The organism is Sulfuricurvum sp. PD_MW2 (genome assembly GCF_002633015.1).
GTDB lineage: Bacteria > Campylobacterota > Campylobacteria > Campylobacterales > Sulfurimonadaceae > Sulfuricurvum.
On record NZ_NSIU01000017.1, the window covers coordinates 1 to 20,768 of the forward strand.

Genomic DNA, 20,768 nt, shown 5'->3' on the forward strand with positions numbered 1-20,768 from the left:
CGGCGACAACCGAGATCTCCACTATCTTCTTCGTAGGCAGCGTCTGATGTTTATAAGAGACAGTTTTTTGCACGGTACAAAGCTTGATCGGCACGAGCGATAAAATCATCATAGCTATCACCGGCATGGTGGATAGTAGCTCCTACGCTAACGGTCATTTTAATGGTTTGCCCTGAATAGATTAAATGGCTTTGTTCAATTTTTGAGCGGATTTTATCGGCTACGGTAAATGCTTTTTCCTTATTGCACCGGTTCAAAAGAACACTAAACTCTTCGCCCCCGTAACGATAAACTTTATCACCGCTACGAAGAATGGATTTGATCGTATGTGCGAAAAAATAGAGAACTTTATCTCCGGCTACATGCCCGTAATGGTCATTGATATGTTTAAAATCATCGGCATCAATCATTAACAAAACGGTTGGAAGCGTTTTCGTCTGACCTGCTTGTATCACGCTGTGTAAATCATCGATCAGCCCTTTGCGATTGGTGACTTTGGTAAGGGGATCTATGGTGAGTTGTGTAATTGTTTCTTGAAGTTCGTTGTGTAATGTATCAATTTTGTTTTGTGCTTTCTTGAGCTCAACGGACATATTGTGTCCCAGCTCGCTGAGACCATCGACAAATTGTATACACCGTTCTATTCCCTCTTTGGGCGTTTTGCTGATATAGGTTTCTTGCAACTGTGCCACATGAGAGATATCTGCATGGGTTTCAACAAAAGCTTCAATACTTCGATGAGCAATATCCAGATAGCGAGTTAGTTCTTCACTGGATACGAAATCGTCGTTTTGAAGAGCAATCAGTTCGCTATCCTCGGATTGGCGTACAATTTGATCAAAATGTTTTTTATAATGGTGAGGAAGGGCCGGAAGTCCGAGAGCTCGAAGTGTACTGAGTGTTTGATCATGAATAGAAGCAATTTTATCGTTTATATCAGCACTGCTCATTCACGAATCCTCAAAAATTTGTGTGATTGTAACATTAAATAGTGAAAAATGATGGTATAAAATTTAATCGATTGCGATGAAAATTCTTAAATTTTGAGTTCGTAATCCCATGCTTTGCAATACATTTTGTAAAGTTTATCGCTTTTTATTTGGAGTTTTGAAGCTATACGGCTGATCAAAGGGTGAATTTGATCCGTTTTTTCTAGTTTTTCAGAAATTTCTAGAAGTTTTCCGAAATGTCCTTCTCTATGTAACAATGCGTCTACAATCGATTGGTCCAGATGGATTTTTTGAAGTATTTCATCCATACTAATGTGTAAATAGGTATCAATCAAGGAGAGACTTCCGGTTAAAAATGCCTCATCACTCAGGTTCGGTTTGCCTAAAGCGATCACTAATTCTCTCATCATATTCGCCCGAAATTTTGCGGCATCGATAATTGCTTCTTGGAACATCTCTTCGCTGGCACTCGAATAGAGAAATAACCCCAACCAAGACCGTAATTTTTGCGGTCCTAAAAGGGTGAGAATATGTTTGACACTCGTGATCTCTTGATGGAATGAGAATTCAGCTGAATTGATATATCGGAGAAGATTGAAGGTTAGCTCGGGATAATAGGAAAACTTCTCACTGATAACATTCATATCACTTGTTGTTCTTAGAGTATTTATCATATCAATCGCATGGATAATCGAGGGTTCAATTTTGATCCCTTGGATAATAGTCGGTTTTTCAAAAAAGAATCCCTGAAAATAATCAAAGCCGGCATTTTTACATCGATTAAATATCTCTATATTTTCAACTTTTTCTGCCAATAATTTAACATTGAGGGCAGAAAATTTTTCGACCATCGCTTCGATCGTCATATCGGTAGTCGCAAGCAAATCGATTTTGATCACATCGACATAGGGAAACAGTAATCTGAAATATTCAATATTTTCATTATCACAGGAAAAATCATCAAGAGCAAATCGGTATCCCAGTTCGTGCAAATAGGCTATTTTGTCAACAACTTCTTGATTTACTTTTGTATACTCTAATATCTCGAAGACAAGTTTAGATTTTGGCAGAGATAAAAAAACATCGCTGAGTATAATGGTTTCATCGATATTGATATAACCGATTTTATCTCCGATGATAGAAGTTAGACCGATATTATGAATAAGATTGAGGATAACTCGGGCAGTTGCGTGAGCGTTATCTGTAAAAACGGCTTCACTGGATTCGTGCGTGCTTCGATAGAGAAGCTCATAGGAAATACACTTTCCTTCTCTATCGAATATTGGTTGTCTACCGATAAAAATATCTGATTCGACCATGACAGATTCCTGCACCCCGCATTTAGTTCAAAGATGCATTATACATCTGAATTTCTTATTTTAGTCCTTCAGTTGAATAGACATTGCGAGGATTCCAAAGAATCCATCCGCAACTCCCAAAAGCTTCACTTGCCGCGATTTGATCCCGTATCTCTTTGGCTCCGTAGATACGTCGATCAAACGCGTAATCTCGGAATGCTTGAAGCCATGGGCGGTAAGCTAACGGAGATGTTCCCGATTTTTCAAGTGCTTTATCGAGGGATAGTTTAACGATTTCATAATTTGCTTTTACCGGATCGGGGTATCCTGGAATTCCCGCATTAAATCCTGATGGATAGAGCATTGGCGAGAGATAGTCGACATAAGGTGAAAGTGCATCAACACGCTGTCCGATCTCAATATCGGCATCATGCCAGCTGACATATCCGAAAATATCGGCTGAGATAAAAACATTGTAGGGAGTCAAACGTGCTCTTGCCGCTTCTAAAAATCCTGTGATCGCTTTTACCCGTTCAGCCTGTGTATTTTCAACCGAGAATTTTACCCCTTTTCGATCCGGGAAGCGGACATAGTCGAACTGAATTTCATCAAATCCAGCAGCTGCGGCTTCGGCTGCAATACTGATGATATATTCTCTCGGTTCTTTACGGGATGCATCGATCCAGTAAAGTCCCTCTTTGTCTTTGAAAAGAGATCCGTCAGTAGTTCTGACACCCATTTGCGGATGTGCTGTGACGTAAGGTGTATCTTTAAATGATACAATGCGGGCAATCACGTAAATACCCTCTTTATGCAAATCGGCAACAAACTTTTTCACGTCTTTAAATAAAACAATTTCTTGTGCACCGATACTGTTTGCGATCGGGTTCGCCGTTTTAAAAGCGATTTGTCCGCGATCCATTTTCACATCGATAACAAACGCATTGATCTCTGTGTTCTCTAAAATACGTTTGGCATTTCCCATAATTTTGCTGCTTGTGGCACCAAAACTTGAAAGATAGAGGGCTTTTGGGCTAAATGGGTTGAGATACATTTTCCCCCCGCCTGTATAAAACTTTCGTTCGTATCCTACTGCACGTACGCCGATAACACCAGAGGCGGGAACTTTAAATGAACCGTTACAGTCACTTCTATACTCTTTGCCTTGTGAAACGATAATAGCATTGGCTATTGGTTTGGAAGTTTTTTTGTCTAAAATAGTTCCACTGATGAGTGCTCCCCATGTCAATGTCACCGCTGTAGCTAACACCACTAATGCTCTCAATTCTATCCCCTGTAATCTGATGGCGACATCGTAGCAAAAAAACGTCTAAAATATGGAGGTTTGAAGGGATAAAATGTTAACATTCTCTAACAAAATACCAAAAAGGTACACCATTTTATGTCATTTACGACTTTAGGGCTAAACCCACATCTTCTTCATACCCTTCAAACAATCGGTTATTCGAAACCGACACCGATTCAAGAACAGGTTATTCCACTTGTATTGCGTGGCCGGGATATTCTCGGCGCTGCACAAACCGGAACCGGTAAAACAGCAGCTTTTACGCTTCCTATTCTCCATAAACTCACTGAAGAGGGATCACAAGCAAGTGCGAGAGCTTTGATCATTGTTCCCACACGAGAATTGGCATCTCAAATCGGATCTGCAATCGAGATTTATGCTCAAGGGTTAGAGTTAAAAGTTCTTCCTCTTTTCGGCGGAGCGAATATGGCTCGTCAGGCGAAAGAACTGAGTAACGGGGTCGATATAATTGTAGCGACCCCGGGACGTTTGATCGAGTTGAATAAACAAGGGCATGTTCCTCTTTCACGAATCGACTTTTTGGTATTTGATGAAGCCGATACGATTTTTGATATGGGATTTATCCGAGAAGTAGAACAAATCATCGATCTGTTGCCGCTCAAGCGCCAAAATATGCTATTTTCCGCAACAATGACGGGTGCAGTAAAACAGTTAAGTGAAAAAATCCTCAAAAAACCGCTTTTGGTGGAGATCGATAACCTAAAAGCTGCCGATATGACGTTGCGTCAAGTGGTTCATCCGGTCGAAAAAGAGCGTAAAAAAGAGCTGTTATCATTTTTGATCGGTTCAAATAACTATCCGCAAGTACTTGTATTTACCCGCACCAAAGTAGAAGCGGATGAAGTGAGTGCAGAACTCACCGCAAGCGGGTTGAAGAATGTCGTCATTCACGGGGATAAAAAACATGGAGCGCGTGACCGAGCCCTCAATGATTTTAGAGAAGGGAATGCCCGTATCCTTGTTGCAACGGACATCGCTGCGCGAGGATTGGATATCGAGGGATTAGACGTTGTGATTAACTACGATATCCCTCACGTAGCTACGGACTATCTCCACCGTATCGGACGGACAGGGCGTGCTGGAAATGATGGATTGGCAATTACGCTTCTCTCTTCCGCAGAACATATCTCTTGGAAAAAGATTATTACGATGCTCGGTAAAAATGTCGAGACGATTTTGGTCAAAGGATTTGAGCCTCCTGCTGAGAATGGATTGGTAAAAACTCGCGGGAAAAGTCTCTCTAAAGAGGGAGAGAAAAAAGGGAAAATTGCCGGAGCATTTGGAAATAAACGTAAAAAAGCTCCCGTTCAGCCAAAACATGTAGGTAAGCGCGGACCACGTGTTGCACGAGAAGAAGAATCCCCAAAAGCGGCTCCGAAAAAAGGGAAAGGGCGAGGGAGATAATTTCTTCGATCATGCTACAAATCTCCCACACCGTTAGTATCCCCGACGCTGAGATCGAAATCACTGCGATCCGATCCCAAGGTGCAGGCGGGCAAAACGTCAACAAGGTCTCTACGGCCATTCACCTCCGATTTGACATCAATGCTTCAACACTCCCCGACTTTTACAAAGAACGCCTTTTAGAACTCACTGATCATCGGATCACCAAAGAGGGTGTCATCAATATCAAGTCTCAAGAATCACGTTCCCAAGAAGAGAACAAAGAAGCGGCGTTGGAGAGGCTCAAAGAGCTGATTAAAAGCGTCACGATTGTCCAAAAGAAGCGAAAAGCGACGAAACCGACCCGGAACTCTCAGAAACGGCGAATGGACAGTAAAACAAAGCATGGAAATATCAAGAAGATGCGGGGGAAAGTGAACGGCGGGGAGAGCTAAACTTTTTATTTATGAAAATATAATCTCTCCATTTCGTTTTTTATGAATAAAATCGCCAAGAATACCAATCTTTATATATATTTCAATGATTTCACAAGAAGTAATAAACTCGATAATTTGTTCTTTGTAACGGCTGTAATACATATGTGTAAAGTCGTCAAATTTTGGGATATAGATAAAGATCAATCCTTCACCATAGTGAGATATTTGAATAGTAGCTTCGTCAAACTTGCTTTTTAATTTGGTAAAAAACCCTTCTTGCAATGAATAATAAACTGATCCATCATAACTTTCTCCAGATTTACTGCGATTCAGTTCGTCAACTGATACTCCTATACTTTTTACTTCACAATAAAATTGTTTTCCCACAATCTCGTAACTAAGGTCAGGAATCTTTTTTTTCTTTGCAGAATCATCTAATATTTTAATATTTTCATAGCCTTGATTTTGTAGATATTGATAAGCAAAGGCTTCATTAAGTTGATTATAAAAGGCTTCTTTTAATTGACCATCTCGGTGCTGTTTATAATGTTCGATTGCTTTTGTAGAAAGTATATTCCATGATTCTGAATCAAGACATTGAAATACTTCTTCGTAAGGAGCATATATATTTCTCCAAGATGGATCTATCAGAGTGGTTTTCATTGTTTCCAGATAGCTATCATGTTTTTCTGCATTTTCAATTTTCTGAATCAATTCATTAAAATGTTTCATAGAATTCTTTCAGATTACGCCGAAGCTTTCGGTACCAATACTTCCAACGGAATATGAAGCTGTGCCGAGAGGTTGGAGATCATACTGAGCGATAGTCCGATCTTACGGTTGAGTACTTCGGAAACCTTGCTTTTGCTCCCGATGAGGGGAACCAAATCTTTTTGTTTGAGTCCCATCTCTTCCATACGATATTTGATCGCTTCGATGGGATCGGGTGCGGCGATTTGCCAGTGTTGCTCTTCGTATTTCTCGATCAACAGCGCAAGAATTTCGAGTTCGTCGCCCTCCGTGCTTCCGATCTCAGGTTCTAAATCCATGAGTACGTCGATGCGCTCAAGTGCCTTTTCATAATCGGCTTCGGTTCGGATAGGGGATAGGTGCATGTTAAATCTCCTCTGCATTTATTTTGTCGTATTCGCTGTGGGTTCCGATGAACTTGACTCGGACAATTTTCCGTTTGTAATCGATATGGACGATCAGGCGGTAATCGTTACCCTTGATATTGAAAACAACGCGGTTGTCTCGTAAAAAAGAGGCACTGGAATACTCTCGTTTTATTTGACCGGGGCTTTCCCATAGTGCTTTGCGCACATCTGAGTGCCACACTTCCAAAGGTATTTTTACCTGAGGATGCTTTTCATAAAACAGTATCAATGTCTTTTTACTGATAACATTCATAGAGAAAGTATAAGTTTTGTTCCTTTAAAAGGAACTTAGTGTATTCGGAAATAACTCTATGCTACAATCACGTCATTAAAACCTCTTTTAGGACTTATCCATGAGCACTATCGATTTTTCTCAACTCCCCCATACACCATGTTATATTTGTGAGGAGGAACTTTTAGAAAAGAATCTCCTTGTGATGGATCGGGTACAGAGAGAATCAGGCGCAAAAATCATCCTTGCCCTCAAAGGGTTTGCGATGTGGTCAACTTTTCCTATGGTAAGCAAGTATCTCTGCGGATGTACTGCGAGCGGACTGCATGAAGCCAAGCTTGCCCGTGAGAAAATGAACAAAGAGGTGCATACTTACTCTCCAGCGTTCAAAGACGAAGATATAGACGAAATCGCCTGTATCAGCGATGATATCGTATTTAATTCACCTGCACAGTTTCACCGCTATTACGAGCGTGTCAAAACTGTCAATCCGAACATCTCCGTATCACTCCGCGTCAATCCCGAATACTCCTCAAGCCCCGTCGACCTTTATAACCCGTGCGGACTTTACAGCCGTTTGGGAACAACATTGGCAAATTTCGATGAGAGTATTGTGGCACAGCTTGATGGACTCAATTTTCACGCCCTTTGCGAACAAAATGTTGATGCGTTAGAAGGAGTTCTTGAAGCGTTTGAAGCAAAATTCGGCTCCTATATTGACGGACTGAAATACGTCAATTTCGGAGGAGGGCACCATATTACCCGAGTTGACTATGATGTCGACCGCCTGATCGAAGTGATCCGTGCATTTAAAGCGCGTCATAACGATATTACTGTTTATTTAGAACCCGGTGAAGCAATCGGTTGGCAGACGGGACCATTGGTTGCATCGGTGCTCGATATCGTTCATAACGGGATGGATATTGCGATTTTGGATACCTCTGCCGAAGCGCATATGCCTGATACCCTTGCGATGCCGTATCGTGCTATGGTACGAGGATCAGGAGAAGCAGGCGAGAAAGCCTATACCTACCGTTTCGGAGGCAATACGTGTCTGGCGGGGGATATCATGGGGGATTATTCGTTTGATGAGCTGCTTCAAGTAGGTGACAAGATTATCTTTGAAGATCAAATACATTATACGTTTGTCAAAAATACGACATTTAACGGAATCAAGCTCCCCTCGCTCGCGATCTGGACAAAAGAGGGTGAGCTTAAAATCGTTCATGAATTTGGGTATGAGGATTATCGCAACCGTCTCTCGTGAAGGGATACTGTTAGATGATCTGATCACGAAGGGCTTTGATAATTTCTTGTTCCCTTCGTGTAACGTATTTTCCAATTTCTCCCTCTTGTTGTAGCGTAGGATCGATTTGAAAATGGTACTTATAACCGCTTTCATAAGAAGATTTAAAAACCATTTTGGCTTTTACTCTATTATGGTTTCCTATAATTTCTAAGGGAAATTCCAGAATCAAATCGTGACAGTTTATTTCATAGGAGTGCATGCTTGTAAGTGCTACTCCTCCAAGAGAGATATCATAGGCATAACATGTAGTCTCTTGTTTTTCAGGGCAGAGAATTGTAAAGCGAAGTGGATGAAAAGGGCGTACTCGAATGGTCTGTCGATGAAATAACGAATTATGGAGTTGTTCAAATCGATAGACGCGCAAATAATTTCTACCATTAATGTCGATAGGGGATACGGAAGCAAAAACATCGGTGATCAGGTCATTTGTTTTAAGTAGATAAATGCTATTTTGAATTAAAGCCGCTTTTTCTTGTATCGGATGAGTCTCTATAATAATACTTTCTTCATCGGTATGGATAACGCGTGCAGGGTAGTGAATCGGTACTCCCAAGTAGGTATTTAACACATGAAGATTTTTTTCTTGGCGACGTATTGTTTCGATAGCATCGATTAGAGTTGCTTCAAAAAGAGAAGCGATATTGTTGTTTGGATTGAGTATATGGCTAATTAACTCTTCTACCGTTGTCGCAAAAGCAGCTATTTTGCTCCATCCATCCGATTTACCGGTATAAAATGATTTTACGTAAAAATTTAGAATCATATAAAACGTATTATTGATGAATTGTTCAAATGCATCATCCGTATCAAAATTAGAACGTATTTTTGTAACAGTGTTCTTTAAGCGAGTGTGTTCGGTAGTAAACAATATGTCACATAACTCTCCAAAAAGTTCTTTCATTTGGATATCGTTTTTAAGGTGAGATGAAATGTATGTCTTCCATGCCGCTTTAACGAATAATTCACGAAATGCCGTAATGTCTAAGTCATTATGAACTGTATGACGAAGTTTTTTAAGGTTATGAGGTTTTTTCATGATATTTCCAAAAGACTACGATATTCATATACTAGCGTTTTGTTAAAACCGTAGCAAGCGCTTCGGTGATGAGATCATACGATTCGATAAATGAAGCCATTTGCTCAAGATAGGTTTTGAGTGATTTTTTTTCATAATCGAGTTTGCGTTGACGTCTGATAAGTTCACTCGTTTTTCCCGATATTTTATTTTTACTAAGTTCGGCTTGAGAGAGTATTTTTTTTCTCATGTCTAAAAGTTCTATTTCATGATAATTAAGACGATTGATCTGAGATTTAAGAGAGAGTACCTCTTCGGAAGTATTGCCTGTTTTATGTTTTAAACGTTCGATAGCTGCTTCGTTTTCAGTAATGGTTTCTTCGATATCTGCCAATTTCAGATTTATAGTGTTTTTATTGTTTTTCTCTTCTGCTAACTCGTTTTGACAAATTGCTAGATCATTTTCCGTATTTTGTATCGTCTCTTTTTGAGTAGCTATTTTTAGTTTGACCTGTTTGTATTGCATAATCACGGATAAGATCGAACTGTAATTCCATCGCTGTTGTTTTGTATCGATAATGGCATATTTTTGAATTTTATTTCCATGATTGTCAATAACGACTTCATCAGCAAAAAACTTTATAAACGATTCTGCATTTTTATCCCGTTTTTCGATAAAAAGGAGTAGATTTTTGGCCGTATAGATAAAAATATCATGAAAATTTTGGCGAAGGACGTATCCGGTGAATCCCTCAATTCTTGGATGGTCACTTTGTCGCATGATTTCAAGAAGCAAAATTTCGATCATAGAGCGAAAAACAGTGATAAAGGTACGGGTAAACGTAAAATTATCAATGACTCCGAAATTGAGTTTTTCTTCGAGTACTTCATCTAGAAAGGATTCGATATGCTCCCATGCTCCGTTAGGAAAATAGGTTTGATACATCGCTTCCATATCCTCTACAGACTCTCCTGCGAACCGTTTGTCGATACCCTCGGCAAATCGTTTTGGAGGTGTGTAGATACGAATCGTAAGTCGACCCCGTAAAAAGAAGATAATATCTTTGGAATCCAGATTGAAAATTTCATTGATTTGCTGGCGTATCACTTGGCGGATATAATCTAGATCGGTATCGAATAAGAGAAAATTGTTCAAAATTGGATTACGAATTTCACCCGGTATAGAGACGATGTAGGGTACCGGCGAAAAATCAGATTTTCGATCATAAATATCCAAGAGTATAGAACTGTTGCGATGCAGCATTCGGTCATACTCTTCTGATTTTGAGGAATCAAGAAACTGTTTTTTGAGTGCGAATGAGGCAAAAGTAACTTGCAGTTCAATGGATTGATTATTATTGGCAAAGTATTTTACGATCCCTTTTCGGATGGAACCTTTTTTCTCTTCAAAAAGTTTTTGATCACTATCGACAGAGATTTTTTTGAGTAATGTTTTGTATTGTTCAGTTGTAAAATCTAGAGCATAGAGCCGTTTAGGGAGGAAATCATTTAAAATCTCGGCGATCTCTGCTATGAAACGAGGGTTCATCGTTTTCTCATAAAGTGTAAAGAGGCTGTAATAGCATTGATATAGCTTTGCAAAGAAGCAATGTTTTTATAGGCAATATCAAATGCTGTTCCATGATCAACTGAGGTACGTATGATTGGGAGTCCTAACGAGACATTAATCCCTTCATCAAAATAGAGCGCTTTGAGCGGAGCAAGACCTTGATCATGATACATCGCGGCAATCATGCTATAGCGTTCACGAAAACGGGGAGTGAATGCTATATCAGGGACAATAGGACCGACGAAAACTTCTTTGCCGATATGAATATTGGCTTCTTTTATCGCTGCTTCGATAAAACACTCTTCATCTCCTAATACACCGTGATCTCCTGCATGAGGGTTTAATCCTAACACGGCGATAGGACTGTGGTTTGTTGTTTCATGCAACTGAAGTAAAAATGAGACTAACGGCTTGGTTTGGATATGTGAAGCAACTTCGCGAAGAGGGATATGCTCGGTATAAAGAGGGACATAGAGCTTATCGCATCCGAGCATCATGATTGCATTGCACTGAAAAATATCTCGCAGTGCATCGGTATGCCCGACATAGGTTATTCCTGCCAACATCCATGCTTCTTTATGGATAGGAAGAGTGGTGATGGCATCCACGATACCGTCTTTGGCAAGTTCAACGGCAGATATAAAAGATTCAAAGCTGTAACGTCCGCTTTTTGCACTCACAAGACCGGGCTCGATTGTAAACTCACCTGCAATTTCATGACACACAAAATCTTCTGGTAGAGGCATATCGAGGTGTTCAGCTGCCTGAGTAGCCATGAAACGGCTAATGCAGTAGATCGGATGACATAGTCTTATAACGTCATTATGGGCTTTTAGGGCAATCTCAAACCCGATTCCATTCAAATCGCCGATACTGATGGCGATACGTTTTAGCGTTGACATAATGCTTTCATGTCCGAAACGGCAGTTGCTAACCCTGTAAAGACAGATCGAGCAACAATGCTTTGTCCGATATTGAGTTCTTCGATAGTATCGATACTGACAATCGGAGTAACATTTTGGTAATTTAGTCCGTGTCCTGCCGCAACTTTGAGCCCGAGTGAACGGGCATAATTGGCTGCATCGACAATTGTACCGTACGCATTTTCAAGCAGGTTGTCGAGCTCATTGCGAGAGAGGTTCAGTGCTTCAATGCTGTGATGCGAATGGGGAAGGGCAGAATAGCGCATGGCATAAAGATTTGCGTAGGTTCCCGTATGGAGTTCTACCCATTCTGCTCCTAGGCGCTCACTGGCCTCTATCGCTTCACGGGTTGGATCGATAAAGAGAGAAATTTCAATTTCATGTTGCTTCAGCTGTTTGATAGCATCTAATATGAAGTTGTGATGTCCGATAACGTCTAATCCCCCTTCCGTAGTCACTTCTTGTCGTTTTTCAGGAACGAGCGTGGCACGATGGGGACGGAGAGCGCAAACAATTTCGATAATTGAGGGCTCAATCGCACATTCGAGATTCACCGGAATAGGTGACGTTGTGATGATACGATAGGCGTCGTCATCGTGAATATGGCGACGGTCTTCACGCAAATGTATCGTGATTTGATCGGCACCGCTCTGCGCACAGATAGCAAGTGCCATGAGCGGATCAGGATCGTTGATCTTACGCGCTTCACGTAGAACCCCGATATGGTCTATATTGACACCAAGATTCATTTTAGGCTTGATGGTGTGCATAAAAATCCTTTTATTATTGAAGATATATCATGTTCGTTGATAGTTGTTTTATGGCTTTTCAGCAGGTTGATTTCAACAAAATAATAAAGATCGTATATCTCTATGATTTTTGCAATTTAAAAATACAAATCTTTCCTTGAATTATATCGAACAATTAACGCTTGAGACTATATTGATGGGTAGTATTTTGAATTTAGAGATACAAAAGGGAGGCTATTCTGAAATTTGATTCTGTATTAGATAAATTTATTATTTTCCCTTGACTTAAGTTTATAAATTAGATTAGAATGATTAGTGTGAATGAAAACAATATATCTCAAAAAAGGTTCTTTTAGAACGTTTTTTAAAGGTATTCTCAAAATCCAATCCTAAAGGATACATTATGCAAGAAAGTCGTAGAGAGTTTCTCAAAGCAAGTGTTGCTACTGCTGCCGCATCTGCGGTAGGGATGGTATTGCCCAAGGAAGTTCAAGCTGCATCGGAACAAGGAGAAAGCGGATGGCGCTGGGATAAGTCAGTATGCCGTTTTTGCGGAACGGGATGCGGAGTCATGGTCGCAACTCAAAATGACAAAATCATTGCTGTCAAAGGTGATCCTGCTGCTCCGGTGAACAAAGGGCTCAACTGTATCAAAGGGTATTTTCTGGCAAAAATTATGTATGGTGCTGATCGTCTGACGCAACCGTTGCTTCGTGTTGATGCGAGTGGAAATTTCAGTAAGAAAGGGAAATTTCAACCGGTCAGTTGGGAGAAAGCATTTGATGTTATGACCGATAAATTCAAAGAGACGTATGCTAAAAACGGACCAACTTCGGTAGCCGTTTTTGGTTCAGGGCAATACACTATCCAGGAGGGGTATGCCGCACTAAAGCTTATGAAAGCGGGATTCCGATCTAATAATATTGATCCAAATGCCCGTCACTGTATGGCTTCTGCGGTTGCCGGATTTATGCAAACCTTCGGGATTGATGAACCGGCAGGATGTTACGATGATATTGAACTAACCGATACCGTCGTAACATGGGGAGCGAATATGGCAGAAATGCATCCGATCCTTTGGTCACGGGTTTCTGATCGCAAGCTAACCAATAAAGCAAAAGTAAAAGTAGTTAATCTTTCGACATATGCTACACGTACATCTGATCTTGCGGATATCGAAATTATTTTTCGACCAAATTCGGATTTAGCAATTTGGAACTATATCGCACATGAAATCGTTTACAACAATCCTGAATCGATCGATTGGAAATACGTTAATGACAACTGCGTGTTTACAACCAGCTGGGTTGATACAGGATTTGGTATGCGTAACAATCCGAATCACCCGAAATTTAAAGCTGAAGAGAAAGATACCGTAGCTAAAGAGGTATCTAAAAAAGTAAGCAGTCTCGAAGCTCCTGCACTTAAGCCATTTGGATACGATGCCGGTGAAACGATGAAAATGACCCATAATGCCAATGCAGCTGAAAACTGGGTTATCGGATTCGAGGAGTTCAAACGAGGTCTTGCCCCCTATACTCTGGATTATACCGCACGTGTCGCCAAAGGGAATCCTGACGAAGATATCGAAACGTTCAAGAAAAAACTCAAAGCCCTTGCCGATCTCTATATTGAAAAAGGGCGTAAAGTAGTTAGTTTCTGGACAATGGGTATGAACCAGCATACACGCGGTACGTGGGTTAACTCTCAATCGTATATGGTGCATATGTTGCTTGGTAAACAATCAAAACCTGGAACCGGCGCATTCTCTCTTACTGGTCAGCCATCAGCTTGCGGAACGGCGCGCGAGGTAGGAACATTCAGTCACCGTCTTCCTGCTGATATGGTTGTTGCGAATCCAAAGCACCGTGAACATACTGAACATATTTGGAAAATACCGGAGGGTACGATTAACCCTGTACCGGGAAGTCACTATGTCCAGATTATGAGGGATCTCGAGGATGGAAAAGTAAAATGGGCATGGGTACATGTTAACAATCCATGGCAAGATACCGCTAATGCTAACCACTGGATCAAAGCGGCACGGGAAATGGATAATTTTATCGTTTGTTCCGATGCCTATCCCGGAATCTCAGCCAAAGTTGCTGACCTGATCCTCCCATCGGCAATGATTTATGAGAAATGGGGCGGATACGGTAATGCGGAACGCCGAACTCAACAATGGCGCCAACAAGTCACACCGGTTGGGGAGGCAATGCCTGATTTATGGCAATATACAGAGTTTGCAAAACGCTTTACCCTTGCCGAAGTATGGAAAGAGTGGAAAATCAACGATAAAGTCACTTTGCCGTCAATTATGGATAAAGCATTGGCGATGGGCTACAAACCGACTGATACTTTGTTTGATGTCTTGTTTGCAAATAGTGAGGCTCGTAGCTTCCGTTGGCCAGATCCGATCGGTAAAGGATTTATGAATACCGAAGCAGCCGGAGACAAACGTAATGTTGTCGGTTCGGATGGAAAGGTATTTAAAGGCTATGGATTCTTTATCCATAAATATATTTGGGAAGAATACCGTAAATTTGGTCTTGGGCATGGGCACGATTTGGCCGATTTCGATACTTATCACCGAGTGCGTGGTCTTAAATGGCCGGTTGTCAATGGCAAAGAGACTCAATGGCGTTTCAATTCCAAATACGATCCGTATGCGAAGAAAACGGGACGTGATTTTGCATTCTATGGAGAGTTTAGCAAAGTGATTCCGCAAGGGACTTTGGCAGGGCCGGATGCGTCAAAACCGAAAGTGGATTTGAGCAATAAAGCGAAGATTTTCATGCATCCTTACATGGATCCTCCAGAAGTTCCGAGTGAGGATTATCCGTTATGGCTTTGTACCGGACGGGTACTCGAACATTGGCATTCCGGGACGATGACCATGCGTGTGCCGGAACTCTATCGTGCGGTTCCGGAAGCATTATGTTATATGCATCCTGAGACCGCAAAAGATGCGGGAGTTAAAGACGGTCAGCTTGTATGGGTAGAGAGCCGACGCGGAAAAGTGAAAGCACGTGTTGAAACCCGTGGCCGTAACAGACCTCCGAAGAGCCTTGTATATGTTCCTTGGTTTGATGAAAAAGTCTATATTAACAAAGTATGTTTGGATGCGACATGTCCGATCTCCAAACAGACCGACTTTAAAAAATGTGCGGTCAAGGTTTATAAGGCATAACCATGATCAAGGAAAAACTCCCTCCGCTTAGTGAACGGCGCCGATTTTTGTTGCAGGCTTTGCAAGGGATCGGTTTGGCGACATTGGGTGCTTTGACGTGGAGTGCATATTTGAATGAGGCAAAAGGGTCTATGCTCTTTTTACGCCCTCCGGGTGCATTGAAAGAGAAAGATTTTATAACACATTGTATCCGATGCGGGTTATGTGTCGAAGCGTGCCCGTATGATACCTTGAAACTTGCTCGTGCAGGGGATAATGTACCGCTTGGAACACCGTATTTTAACGCTCGCGATATTCCGTGTTATATGTGTGATGATATTCCGTGTGTTCCACCATGTCCAAGTGGAGCCCTTGATGCGATACTGGTATCTAAAACCAATGCAAAGGGTGTGAACCAGTTGGACATCACTAAGGCTAAAATAGGAATTGCAATCGTCGATAGCGATCAGTGTATTGCCTATTGGGGGATACAGTGCGATGCATGTTTTCGTGCATGTCCTCTGATGAATGAAGCGATTGTGATCGATCATAGCCGAAACGATCGAACAGGCAAGCATGCGTTATTGGTTCCACGTATTGTTCCTGATATATGTACGGGATGTGGTATGTGTGAAAAAGTGTGTGTGACCGAAAAACCATCGATTATCGTGTTACCGCTTGCAGTTGCTAAAGGCAAAGCGGGTAGCAACTATATAAAAGGATGGGATAAAGGGGATGAAAAACGGCTTGAGACTCAAGAGAGTGGAGGGCAAACAACCATTACTCCGACCAGTTCACAAAAAACGGTCGATTATCTCAATAACGAGGAGTTTTAATGAGATGGGTCTATAAACATCGACTGATAATTCTTCGTCGGTTGTTGCAGTCCGCATTGATTCTTCTCTATGCCGAAGCCCATATATGGGGATGGAAAATCCTCGAAGGAGATTTGGGAAGTTCGCTTTTGATGGGAACTATCCCTTTGGCTGATCCTTTTGCGGTTGTTCAGATGAGCATTGCAGGGGCGCTACTGGGAATTGATGTCCTCATAGGTGCGGCTATTATTGCCCTTTTTTATGCAATTATTGGCGGACGGGGATTTTGTGCATGGGTCTGTCCGATTAATATTGTCACCGATATAGCAAATGGTTTGCGTCGTATGCTTCGTATCAATGAAGTAGAACATCGTGTGGTGATTAGCCGTGGTCTGCGGTATTGGATCTTAGGTATCTCATTAGCTCTTTCAGCCCTCTTTGGTGTAGCGGCGTTTGAGTTAATCAGCCCGATCGGGATACTTAACCGTGGTTTGATTGTTGGCATCGGATTCGGCGGAGCGGTTATAGTAGGGGTCTTTTTGTTTGACCTTTTTGGGATTAAAAACGGTTTTTGCGGTCATTTGTGCCCGCTTGGTGGATTTTATTCACTAATCGGTCGCTTCAGTGTGATTCGTGTTAAACATAATCAGGAACAATGTACGCAGTGTATGAAATGTACCAATATATGTCCTGAAAAACCGGTCTTGCACATGATCGGTAAACGGAGTGAATTTGTTGCCATGGGAGAGTGTACCAATTGTGGTCGCTGTGTCGAAGTGTGTGACGATGAGGCTTTAAATTTTGAGATTCGATTATTGAGTAAACAATCTAAGGAGTAGCACATGAAACGTAGTGTGATGAGTGTTATCGCTGCATTGCTAGTAGGAACAGCATGGGTGAGCGCAGGACAAAATGTTGAGATTGCAGAAGAGACTCTTGGTCTTTCAAAAGTGAGTGTAGATGCAGATACCGGATTGGTTGAAAAACCGTATTCTTATAAAGGGACGGCTCCGGGTGCGGGAAATAAACGTATTCCAAGGGCGTATGACAATGCCCCTCCGATGATTCCGCATGATATCAATGAGTTACCGATCATCACCCAAGAAGAAAATACCTGTACGTCATGTCATATGCCTGATGTAGCATCGAGCGTCGGAGCGATTCCGATTCCGAAAACGCATTTGACAAATTTGCGTAAAATGGAAGATCTAAAGGGGCAATTGTATCAAGGGCGATGGAATTGTACACAGTGTCACGCACCACAAGCTGAGCTTGATCCGGCTGTTATGAACAAGTTTAAAGGTGCCTACCGTAAAAAAATCGGCGGTGAATACAAAACGAATTTGATCAAAACATTACGTGAAGGTGTTGTGGAAGACAAATCAGGTTCGTTTGATTTAAATAAAGATTTATTGGAAGAATAATGGATTCACGCCGCAATTTTTTTGCATCATTGTTATCTATTGGAAATGGGAAAAAAGAAGAAGCCGTTTTTCGACCTCTTCTGCCTGGGTTCATAGTCAACAGTGTCGAACAATGCGGTAAATGCAACGATTCTTCTTGCAAAACAGTATGCGAAGAGGGGATCATTATACGCGAAGGCGATGCCATTCCTTATCTTGATTTTTCCCGTCGCGGTTGTACGTTTTGTGGAGAGTGCTCAAAAGTATGCGAATACGATTGTTTTATTGCGCAGCCTGTTGAATCTATTGATGTCAGGGTTGAGATCAATATTTTGAATTGTTTGGCGTGGAATAAAACAATTTGTCGAACGTGTGCTGATGTTTGTAACGAAAAAGCGATCCATTTTACAGGATTATGGAATCCGGAAATCGATATGAACGCGTGTAGCGGATGTGGATTTTGTATCGGAGTATGTCCAAGCAATACAATTCAAATTCATCCACAACCAAAAGAGAAAATATGAAACTTTTAGTCACACTAATATGTGTCGTCACTTTATGGGGTACTACGATTACACCGAAAATGATTGTAAAAACGTCATCCCCTGTTTTGGATTTTGTCGTTCATGACATGATTTGGGCGGGTACGGATAATGGTGAAATTCTTAAAATAGGGTTGAACGGCAAAATTCTCTCTACGCAAAAGCTTGACCCGATCAAAAACTCGTTCGGAGAGAAGCTTATTCCTAAAGTTATGAGCCTTGATATCTCTCCTGATCAACAAACACTTGCCGTAGCGACCGAAGAGGGAAAAATCGTATTGTTTAAAGACGGAAAAAAGATTCCTACCTCTTTTCATACGTATAGTGTCATAAAAAAAATCGGATTTGTTTCGGAGACTACAGTATTGGTGACATTGTTAAGTAACGAAATACTTTGGTTTGACCTTCAGCTTAATAAAACCCTTAAAACCCTCAGTGCCGGTACTTCTCCACTTTCTGATATGGCTCTCTCAAAAGATCGAAAATATGCTGCTGTAGCTGGTGAAGCAGGTATCGTGACGCTCATAGATACCCATTCGATGAAAATTCTCCGTAATATACAAGGCGGGAATGTGGATAATATTTATAAAATCGATCTTCAAAACGGTTTTATTGTTACGGCGGGGCAAGATCGCAGAGCTATCATCTATTCGCTAGACGGCAAACGCTATACACGGTATTATGGAACCTTTTTGATCTATAGTGCTGCTATGTCGCCAAATGCAACTCGAATGGCGGCTGCGATGGATGAAGATAATATGATTTCTCTTTTTGATGTTGCCAAACAATCTAAAATCGCTTATGCCAAAGGGCATAATGCAACGTTGAATCGGATCGTTTTCATCAATGAAAAACGGTTTGTTTCCAGTGCAGATGAAAATAAAATAATAATTTGGGAGCTACCATGAATATATCAAGCGTTGTTGTAAAATGTGCACCGGAGTACATTGAATTTGTATTAAATGAGCTGCATCAAAGCGGTCAGTGCGAAGTGTATGCACACGATGAATTAGGCCGTATAATCATCATTCTAGAAGGTGAGAATACAGAAGAAGAGAGTGAAAAATTACGTAAAGTTCAAGAGATTCCTCATGTGCTCTCAGCTGAAATGGCAATGGCATTTAGTGAAAACGAATTTGCTGAAGAACAGGGAAAGTTTGAGGTACTAAGTGATAATTTAATCAATTTTCTCAATGCTGAAGATGTTGACGCAAAAGATATTATTTATCATGGTCATTTAAAGGACAAATAAAGAAATTGCTTATCTCTCATTGCAGCATAGAGGTTGTTTTTTTGAGAGTATTGGTATCTAATCTCTAAAATTATGCTTGCCGGCGTGCGTAAAAGTCCTTTTTAAATTCTTTGAATTTACCCTCTATGATTGCTTGACGGGCTTGTTTGACCAGCCATAGATAGTAGTGGAGGTTATGTAAAGATGCGAGACGAAAATAGGTAATTTCACGAGAACGGAAAAGATGGTGTAAATACGCACGGCTATAGCGGCGGCAAGTATAGCATTCGCAAGCAGGATCTATCGGTTCAGAGTCGAATTTATAGGCGGCTCCTTTGATGTTTACTTTCCCGAATGTGGTGAAGAGTGTCCCGTTTCGGGCATTACGGGTCGGCATAACACAATCGAACATATCGACGCCGCGCTCGATATTTTCGACTAAATCTTCAGGCGTTCCGACTCCCATGAGATAGCGGGGCTTATCACTCGGCATCAGCGGAGTGGTGTGCTCCACCGTATCGTACATGAGGTTGTTCGCTTCACCGACTGAAAGCCCTCCAATGGCAAATCCGTCATAATCCATCGCGCAGAGCTCTTCGGCGGATTGGGTACGGAAATTAAAGTCCGTTCCACCCTGGATAATCGCAAAAATGTTTTGGTTGATCCCGATCCCTTTGCTCTGGTTGTTGCGATGGTAATCGATAGATTGCTGTGCCCATTGGGTTGTTCGTTTAATCGAAGTTCTGATTCGCTCTTGTGTGGCAGGTAGAGCCACGAGATCGTCCAAAATCATCATGATGTCGCTGTTTAGATTATTTTGAATGTCGATCACTTTTTCGGGGGTAAAGAAGTGTTTACTGCCGTCAATGTGGGAACGAAATTCGATTCCATGTTCCGTAGGTTTGGAGATGTCGCTGAGACTGAATGCCTGAAAACCGCCACTGTCGGTCAAAAAACTTTTAGGATAGGTGGTAAAACCGTGTAGTCCTCCGAGCTTGGCGATGGTCTCATCTCCCGGGCGCAAATAGGTGTGATAGGTATTGGCGAGGATGATCTGCGTATCGAGTAGATCGGTCATATCGGACATATCGAGTGCTTTTACCGAGCCAACCGTTCCCACTGGCATGAAAATAGGAGTTTGGATCGTAGAGTGCGCCGTAGTGATGGTGCAGGCTCGTGCGTTGCCGCAGGTAGCATCGACGTGAAATTGCATAAAAGACCTTATGTTTTTTCGTTATTTTAGCGCATCGTGAGGCTT

The 20,768-nt window shown here is 41.5% G+C and carries 21 protein-coding genes; 10 read left to right on the forward strand and 11 right to left on the reverse strand.

Annotated features, from left to right (window positions below; genetic code table 11):
* Window positions 1-50 precede the first annotated feature (50 nt).
* From CJD30_RS08230 to CJD30_RS08240, 3 genes are all read right to left on the reverse strand, one after another.
* Window positions 51-950 carry a GGDEF domain-containing protein gene (locus tag CJD30_RS08230; RefSeq protein WP_294918225.1) on the reverse strand — a complete coding sequence of 300 codons (900 nt, stop codon included), beginning with the start codon at window positions 948-950 and terminating at the stop codon, window positions 51-53.
* An 86-nt stretch (window positions 951-1,036) separates the two neighbouring features.
* Window positions 1,037-2,269, reverse strand: coding sequence for an EAL domain-containing protein (locus CJD30_RS08235; protein ID WP_294918227.1), 1,233 nt, complete (start codon window positions 2,267-2,269; stop codon window positions 1,037-1,039).
* A gap of 55 nt (window positions 2,270-2,324) precedes the next feature.
* Window positions 2,325-3,533 (reverse strand): putative glycoside hydrolase, encoded by a 1,209-nt coding sequence (locus tag CJD30_RS08240; protein ID WP_294918229.1) that lies wholly within the window; start codon window positions 3,531-3,533, stop codon window positions 2,325-2,327.
* Window positions 3,534-3,650: 117 nt separating this feature from the next.
* Here CJD30_RS08240 and CJD30_RS08245 point away from each other — a divergent pair, with 117 nt between their 5' ends.
* Together CJD30_RS08245 and arfB are read left to right on the forward strand one after the other, a co-directional pair.
* Window positions 3,651-4,979, forward strand: coding sequence for a DEAD/DEAH box helicase (locus tag CJD30_RS08245; protein ID WP_294918230.1), 1,329 nt, complete (start codon window positions 3,651-3,653; stop codon window positions 4,977-4,979).
* An 11-nt stretch (window positions 4,980-4,990) separates the two neighbouring features.
* Window positions 4,991-5,413 carry an alternative ribosome rescue aminoacyl-tRNA hydrolase ArfB gene (arfB, locus tag CJD30_RS08250; protein ID WP_294918232.1) on the forward strand — a complete coding sequence of 141 codons (423 nt, stop codon included), beginning with the start codon at window positions 4,991-4,993 and terminating at the stop codon, window positions 5,411-5,413.
* Window positions 5,414-5,422: 9 nt separating this feature from the next.
* Here arfB and CJD30_RS08255 read toward each other — a convergent pair whose 3' ends face one another.
* The 3 genes from CJD30_RS08255 to CJD30_RS08265 are packed head-to-tail and all read right to left on the reverse strand — an operon-like array spanning window position 5,423 to window position 6,805.
* The gene (locus tag CJD30_RS08255; RefSeq protein WP_294918234.1) at window positions 5,423-6,127 is read right to left on the reverse strand and encodes a hypothetical protein; all 705 of its coding nucleotides are present in this window, start codon (window positions 6,125-6,127) and stop codon (window positions 5,423-5,425) included.
* Window positions 6,128-6,141: 14 nt separating this feature from the next.
* Complete coding sequence (locus tag CJD30_RS08260; RefSeq protein ID WP_294918236.1) at window positions 6,142-6,510, reverse strand: DNA-binding protein; 369 nt, start codon at window positions 6,508-6,510, stop codon at window positions 6,142-6,144.
* A gap of 1 nt (window position 6,511) precedes the next feature.
* Window positions 6,512-6,805 carry a type II toxin-antitoxin system HigB family toxin gene (locus tag CJD30_RS08265; protein ID WP_294918238.1) on the reverse strand — a complete coding sequence of 98 codons (294 nt, stop codon included), beginning with the start codon at window positions 6,803-6,805 and terminating at the stop codon, window positions 6,512-6,514.
* A gap of 100 nt (window positions 6,806-6,905) precedes the next feature.
* Here CJD30_RS08265 and nspC point away from each other — a divergent pair, with 100 nt between their 5' ends.
* Window positions 6,906-8,051 (forward strand): carboxynorspermidine decarboxylase, encoded by a 1,146-nt coding sequence (gene nspC, locus CJD30_RS08270; protein ID WP_294918240.1) that lies wholly within the window; start codon window positions 6,906-6,908, stop codon window positions 8,049-8,051.
* 10 nt (window positions 8,052-8,061) lie between these two features.
* Here nspC and CJD30_RS08275 read toward each other — a convergent pair whose 3' ends face one another.
* From CJD30_RS08275 to CJD30_RS08290, 4 genes are read right to left on the reverse strand one after another with little or no spacing between them, the layout of a single operon-like run.
* On the reverse strand, window positions 8,062-9,129 hold the full coding sequence (locus tag CJD30_RS08275) for a PilZ domain-containing protein (RefSeq protein WP_294918242.1): 1,068 nt from the start codon (window positions 9,127-9,129) through the stop codon (window positions 8,062-8,064).
* Between the two features lie 31 nt (window positions 9,130-9,160).
* On the reverse strand, window positions 9,161-10,657 hold the full coding sequence (locus CJD30_RS08280) for a hypothetical protein (RefSeq protein WP_294918244.1): 1,497 nt from the start codon (window positions 10,655-10,657) through the stop codon (window positions 9,161-9,163).
* Window positions 10,654-11,580 carry a 4-hydroxythreonine-4-phosphate dehydrogenase gene (pdxA, locus tag CJD30_RS08285; RefSeq protein ID WP_294918246.1) on the reverse strand — a complete coding sequence of 309 codons (927 nt, stop codon included), beginning with the start codon at window positions 11,578-11,580 and terminating at the stop codon, window positions 10,654-10,656. The genes CJD30_RS08280 and pdxA overlap by 4 nt, the downstream gene beginning before the upstream one ends.
* Window positions 11,568-12,350: a pyridoxine 5'-phosphate synthase gene (locus tag CJD30_RS08290; RefSeq protein WP_294918315.1), complete on the reverse strand. Its 783-nt coding sequence runs from the start codon at window positions 12,348-12,350 to the stop codon at window positions 11,568-11,570. The genes pdxA and CJD30_RS08290 overlap by 13 nt, the downstream gene beginning before the upstream one ends.
* Window positions 12,351-12,753: 403 nt before the next feature.
* On the opposite strand from CJD30_RS08290, the gene napA reads away from it, so the two are divergent.
* Genes napA through CJD30_RS08325 form a run of 7 tightly spaced genes read left to right on the forward strand, consistent with a single transcriptional unit; the run spans window position 12,754 to window position 19,531 of the window.
* Window positions 12,754-15,540, forward strand: a complete 2,787-nt coding sequence (gene napA, locus CJD30_RS08295; RefSeq protein WP_294918248.1) for a nitrate reductase catalytic subunit NapA — start codon at window positions 12,754-12,756, stop codon at window positions 15,538-15,540.
* 2 nt (window positions 15,541-15,542) lie between these two features.
* Window positions 15,543-16,355 (forward strand): ferredoxin-type protein NapG, encoded by an 813-nt coding sequence (napG, locus tag CJD30_RS08300; RefSeq protein WP_294918250.1) that lies wholly within the window; start codon window positions 15,543-15,545, stop codon window positions 16,353-16,355.
* The gene (napH, locus tag CJD30_RS08305; RefSeq protein WP_294918251.1) at window positions 16,355-17,173 is read left to right on the forward strand and encodes a quinol dehydrogenase ferredoxin subunit NapH; all 819 of its coding nucleotides are present in this window, start codon (window positions 16,355-16,357) and stop codon (window positions 17,171-17,173) included. The genes napG and napH overlap by 1 nt, the downstream gene beginning before the upstream one ends.
* Before the next feature lie 3 nt (window positions 17,174-17,176).
* Window positions 17,177-17,758, forward strand: a complete 582-nt coding sequence (locus CJD30_RS08310; protein ID WP_294918253.1) for a nitrate reductase cytochrome c-type subunit — start codon at window positions 17,177-17,179, stop codon at window positions 17,756-17,758.
* A complete protein-coding gene (locus CJD30_RS08315) occupies window positions 17,758-18,261 on the forward strand; it encodes a 4Fe-4S binding protein (RefSeq protein WP_294918255.1) in 504 nt (167 codons plus the stop codon). The genes CJD30_RS08310 and CJD30_RS08315 overlap by 1 nt, the downstream gene beginning before the upstream one ends.
* Window positions 18,258-19,187 carry a hypothetical protein gene (locus CJD30_RS08320; RefSeq protein ID WP_294918257.1) on the forward strand — a complete coding sequence of 310 codons (930 nt, stop codon included), beginning with the start codon at window positions 18,258-18,260 and terminating at the stop codon, window positions 19,185-19,187. The genes CJD30_RS08315 and CJD30_RS08320 overlap by 4 nt, the downstream gene beginning before the upstream one ends.
* Complete coding sequence (locus CJD30_RS08325; RefSeq protein WP_294918258.1) at window positions 19,184-19,531, forward strand: chaperone NapD; 348 nt, start codon at window positions 19,184-19,186, stop codon at window positions 19,529-19,531. The genes CJD30_RS08320 and CJD30_RS08325 overlap by 4 nt, the downstream gene beginning before the upstream one ends.
* Before the next feature lie 70 nt (window positions 19,532-19,601).
* Here the strand turns inward: CJD30_RS08325 and tgt are convergent, their stop codons facing one another.
* Window positions 19,602-20,723, reverse strand: coding sequence for a tRNA guanosine(34) transglycosylase Tgt (gene tgt, locus CJD30_RS08330; protein WP_294918260.1), 1,122 nt, complete (start codon window positions 20,721-20,723; stop codon window positions 19,602-19,604).
* Window positions 20,724-20,768: the final 45 nt, after the last annotated feature.

Bases quoted from the DNA above. Each gene is read 5' to 3' on its own strand.
- CJD30_RS08230 (WP_294918225.1), bottom strand. From the start codon at position 950: ATGAGCAGTGCTGATATAAACGATAAAATTGCTTCTATTCATGATCAA.
- CJD30_RS08235 (WP_294918227.1), bottom strand. From the start codon at position 2,269: ATGGTCGAATCAGATATTTTTATCGGTAGACAACCAATATTCGATAGA.
- CJD30_RS08245 (WP_294918230.1), top strand. From the start codon at position 3,651: ATGTCATTTACGACTTTAGGGCTAAACCCACATCTTCTTCATACCCTT.
- arfB (WP_294918232.1), top strand. From the start codon at position 4,991: ATGCTACAAATCTCCCACACCGTTAGTATCCCCGACGCTGAGATCGAA.
- CJD30_RS08255 (WP_294918234.1), bottom strand. From the start codon at position 6,127: ATGAAACATTTTAATGAATTGATTCAGAAAATTGAAAATGCAGAAAAA.
- CJD30_RS08260 (WP_294918236.1), bottom strand. From the start codon at position 6,510: ATGCACCTATCCCCTATCCGAACCGAAGCCGATTATGAAAAGGCACTT.
- CJD30_RS08265 (WP_294918238.1), bottom strand. From the start codon at position 6,805: ATGAATGTTATCAGTAAAAAGACATTGATACTGTTTTATGAAAAGCAT.
- nspC (WP_294918240.1), top strand. From the start codon at position 6,906: ATGAGCACTATCGATTTTTCTCAACTCCCCCATACACCATGTTATATT.
- CJD30_RS08275 (WP_294918242.1), bottom strand. From the start codon at position 9,129: ATGAAAAAACCTCATAACCTTAAAAAACTTCGTCATACAGTTCATAAT.
- CJD30_RS08280 (WP_294918244.1), bottom strand. From the start codon at position 10,657: ATGAACCCTCGTTTCATAGCAGAGATCGCCGAGATTTTAAATGATTTC.
- pdxA (WP_294918246.1), bottom strand. From the start codon at position 11,580: ATGTCAACGCTAAAACGTATCGCCATCAGTATCGGCGATTTGAATGGA.
- CJD30_RS08290 (WP_294918315.1), bottom strand. From the start codon at position 12,350: ATGAATCTTGGTGTCAATATAGACCATATCGGGGTTCTACGTGAAGCG.
- napA (WP_294918248.1), top strand. From the start codon at position 12,754: ATGCAAGAAAGTCGTAGAGAGTTTCTCAAAGCAAGTGTTGCTACTGCT.
- napG (WP_294918250.1), top strand. From the start codon at position 15,543: ATGATCAAGGAAAAACTCCCTCCGCTTAGTGAACGGCGCCGATTTTTG.
- napH (WP_294918251.1), top strand. From the start codon at position 16,355: ATGAGATGGGTCTATAAACATCGACTGATAATTCTTCGTCGGTTGTTG.
- CJD30_RS08310 (WP_294918253.1), top strand. From the start codon at position 17,177: ATGAAACGTAGTGTGATGAGTGTTATCGCTGCATTGCTAGTAGGAACA.
- CJD30_RS08315 (WP_294918255.1), top strand. From the start codon at position 17,758: ATGGATTCACGCCGCAATTTTTTTGCATCATTGTTATCTATTGGAAAT.
- CJD30_RS08320 (WP_294918257.1), top strand. From the start codon at position 18,258: ATGAAACTTTTAGTCACACTAATATGTGTCGTCACTTTATGGGGTACT.
- CJD30_RS08325 (WP_294918258.1), top strand. From the start codon at position 19,184: ATGAATATATCAAGCGTTGTTGTAAAATGTGCACCGGAGTACATTGAA.
- tgt (WP_294918260.1), bottom strand. From the start codon at position 20,723: ATGCAATTTCACGTCGATGCTACCTGCGGCAACGCACGAGCCTGCACC.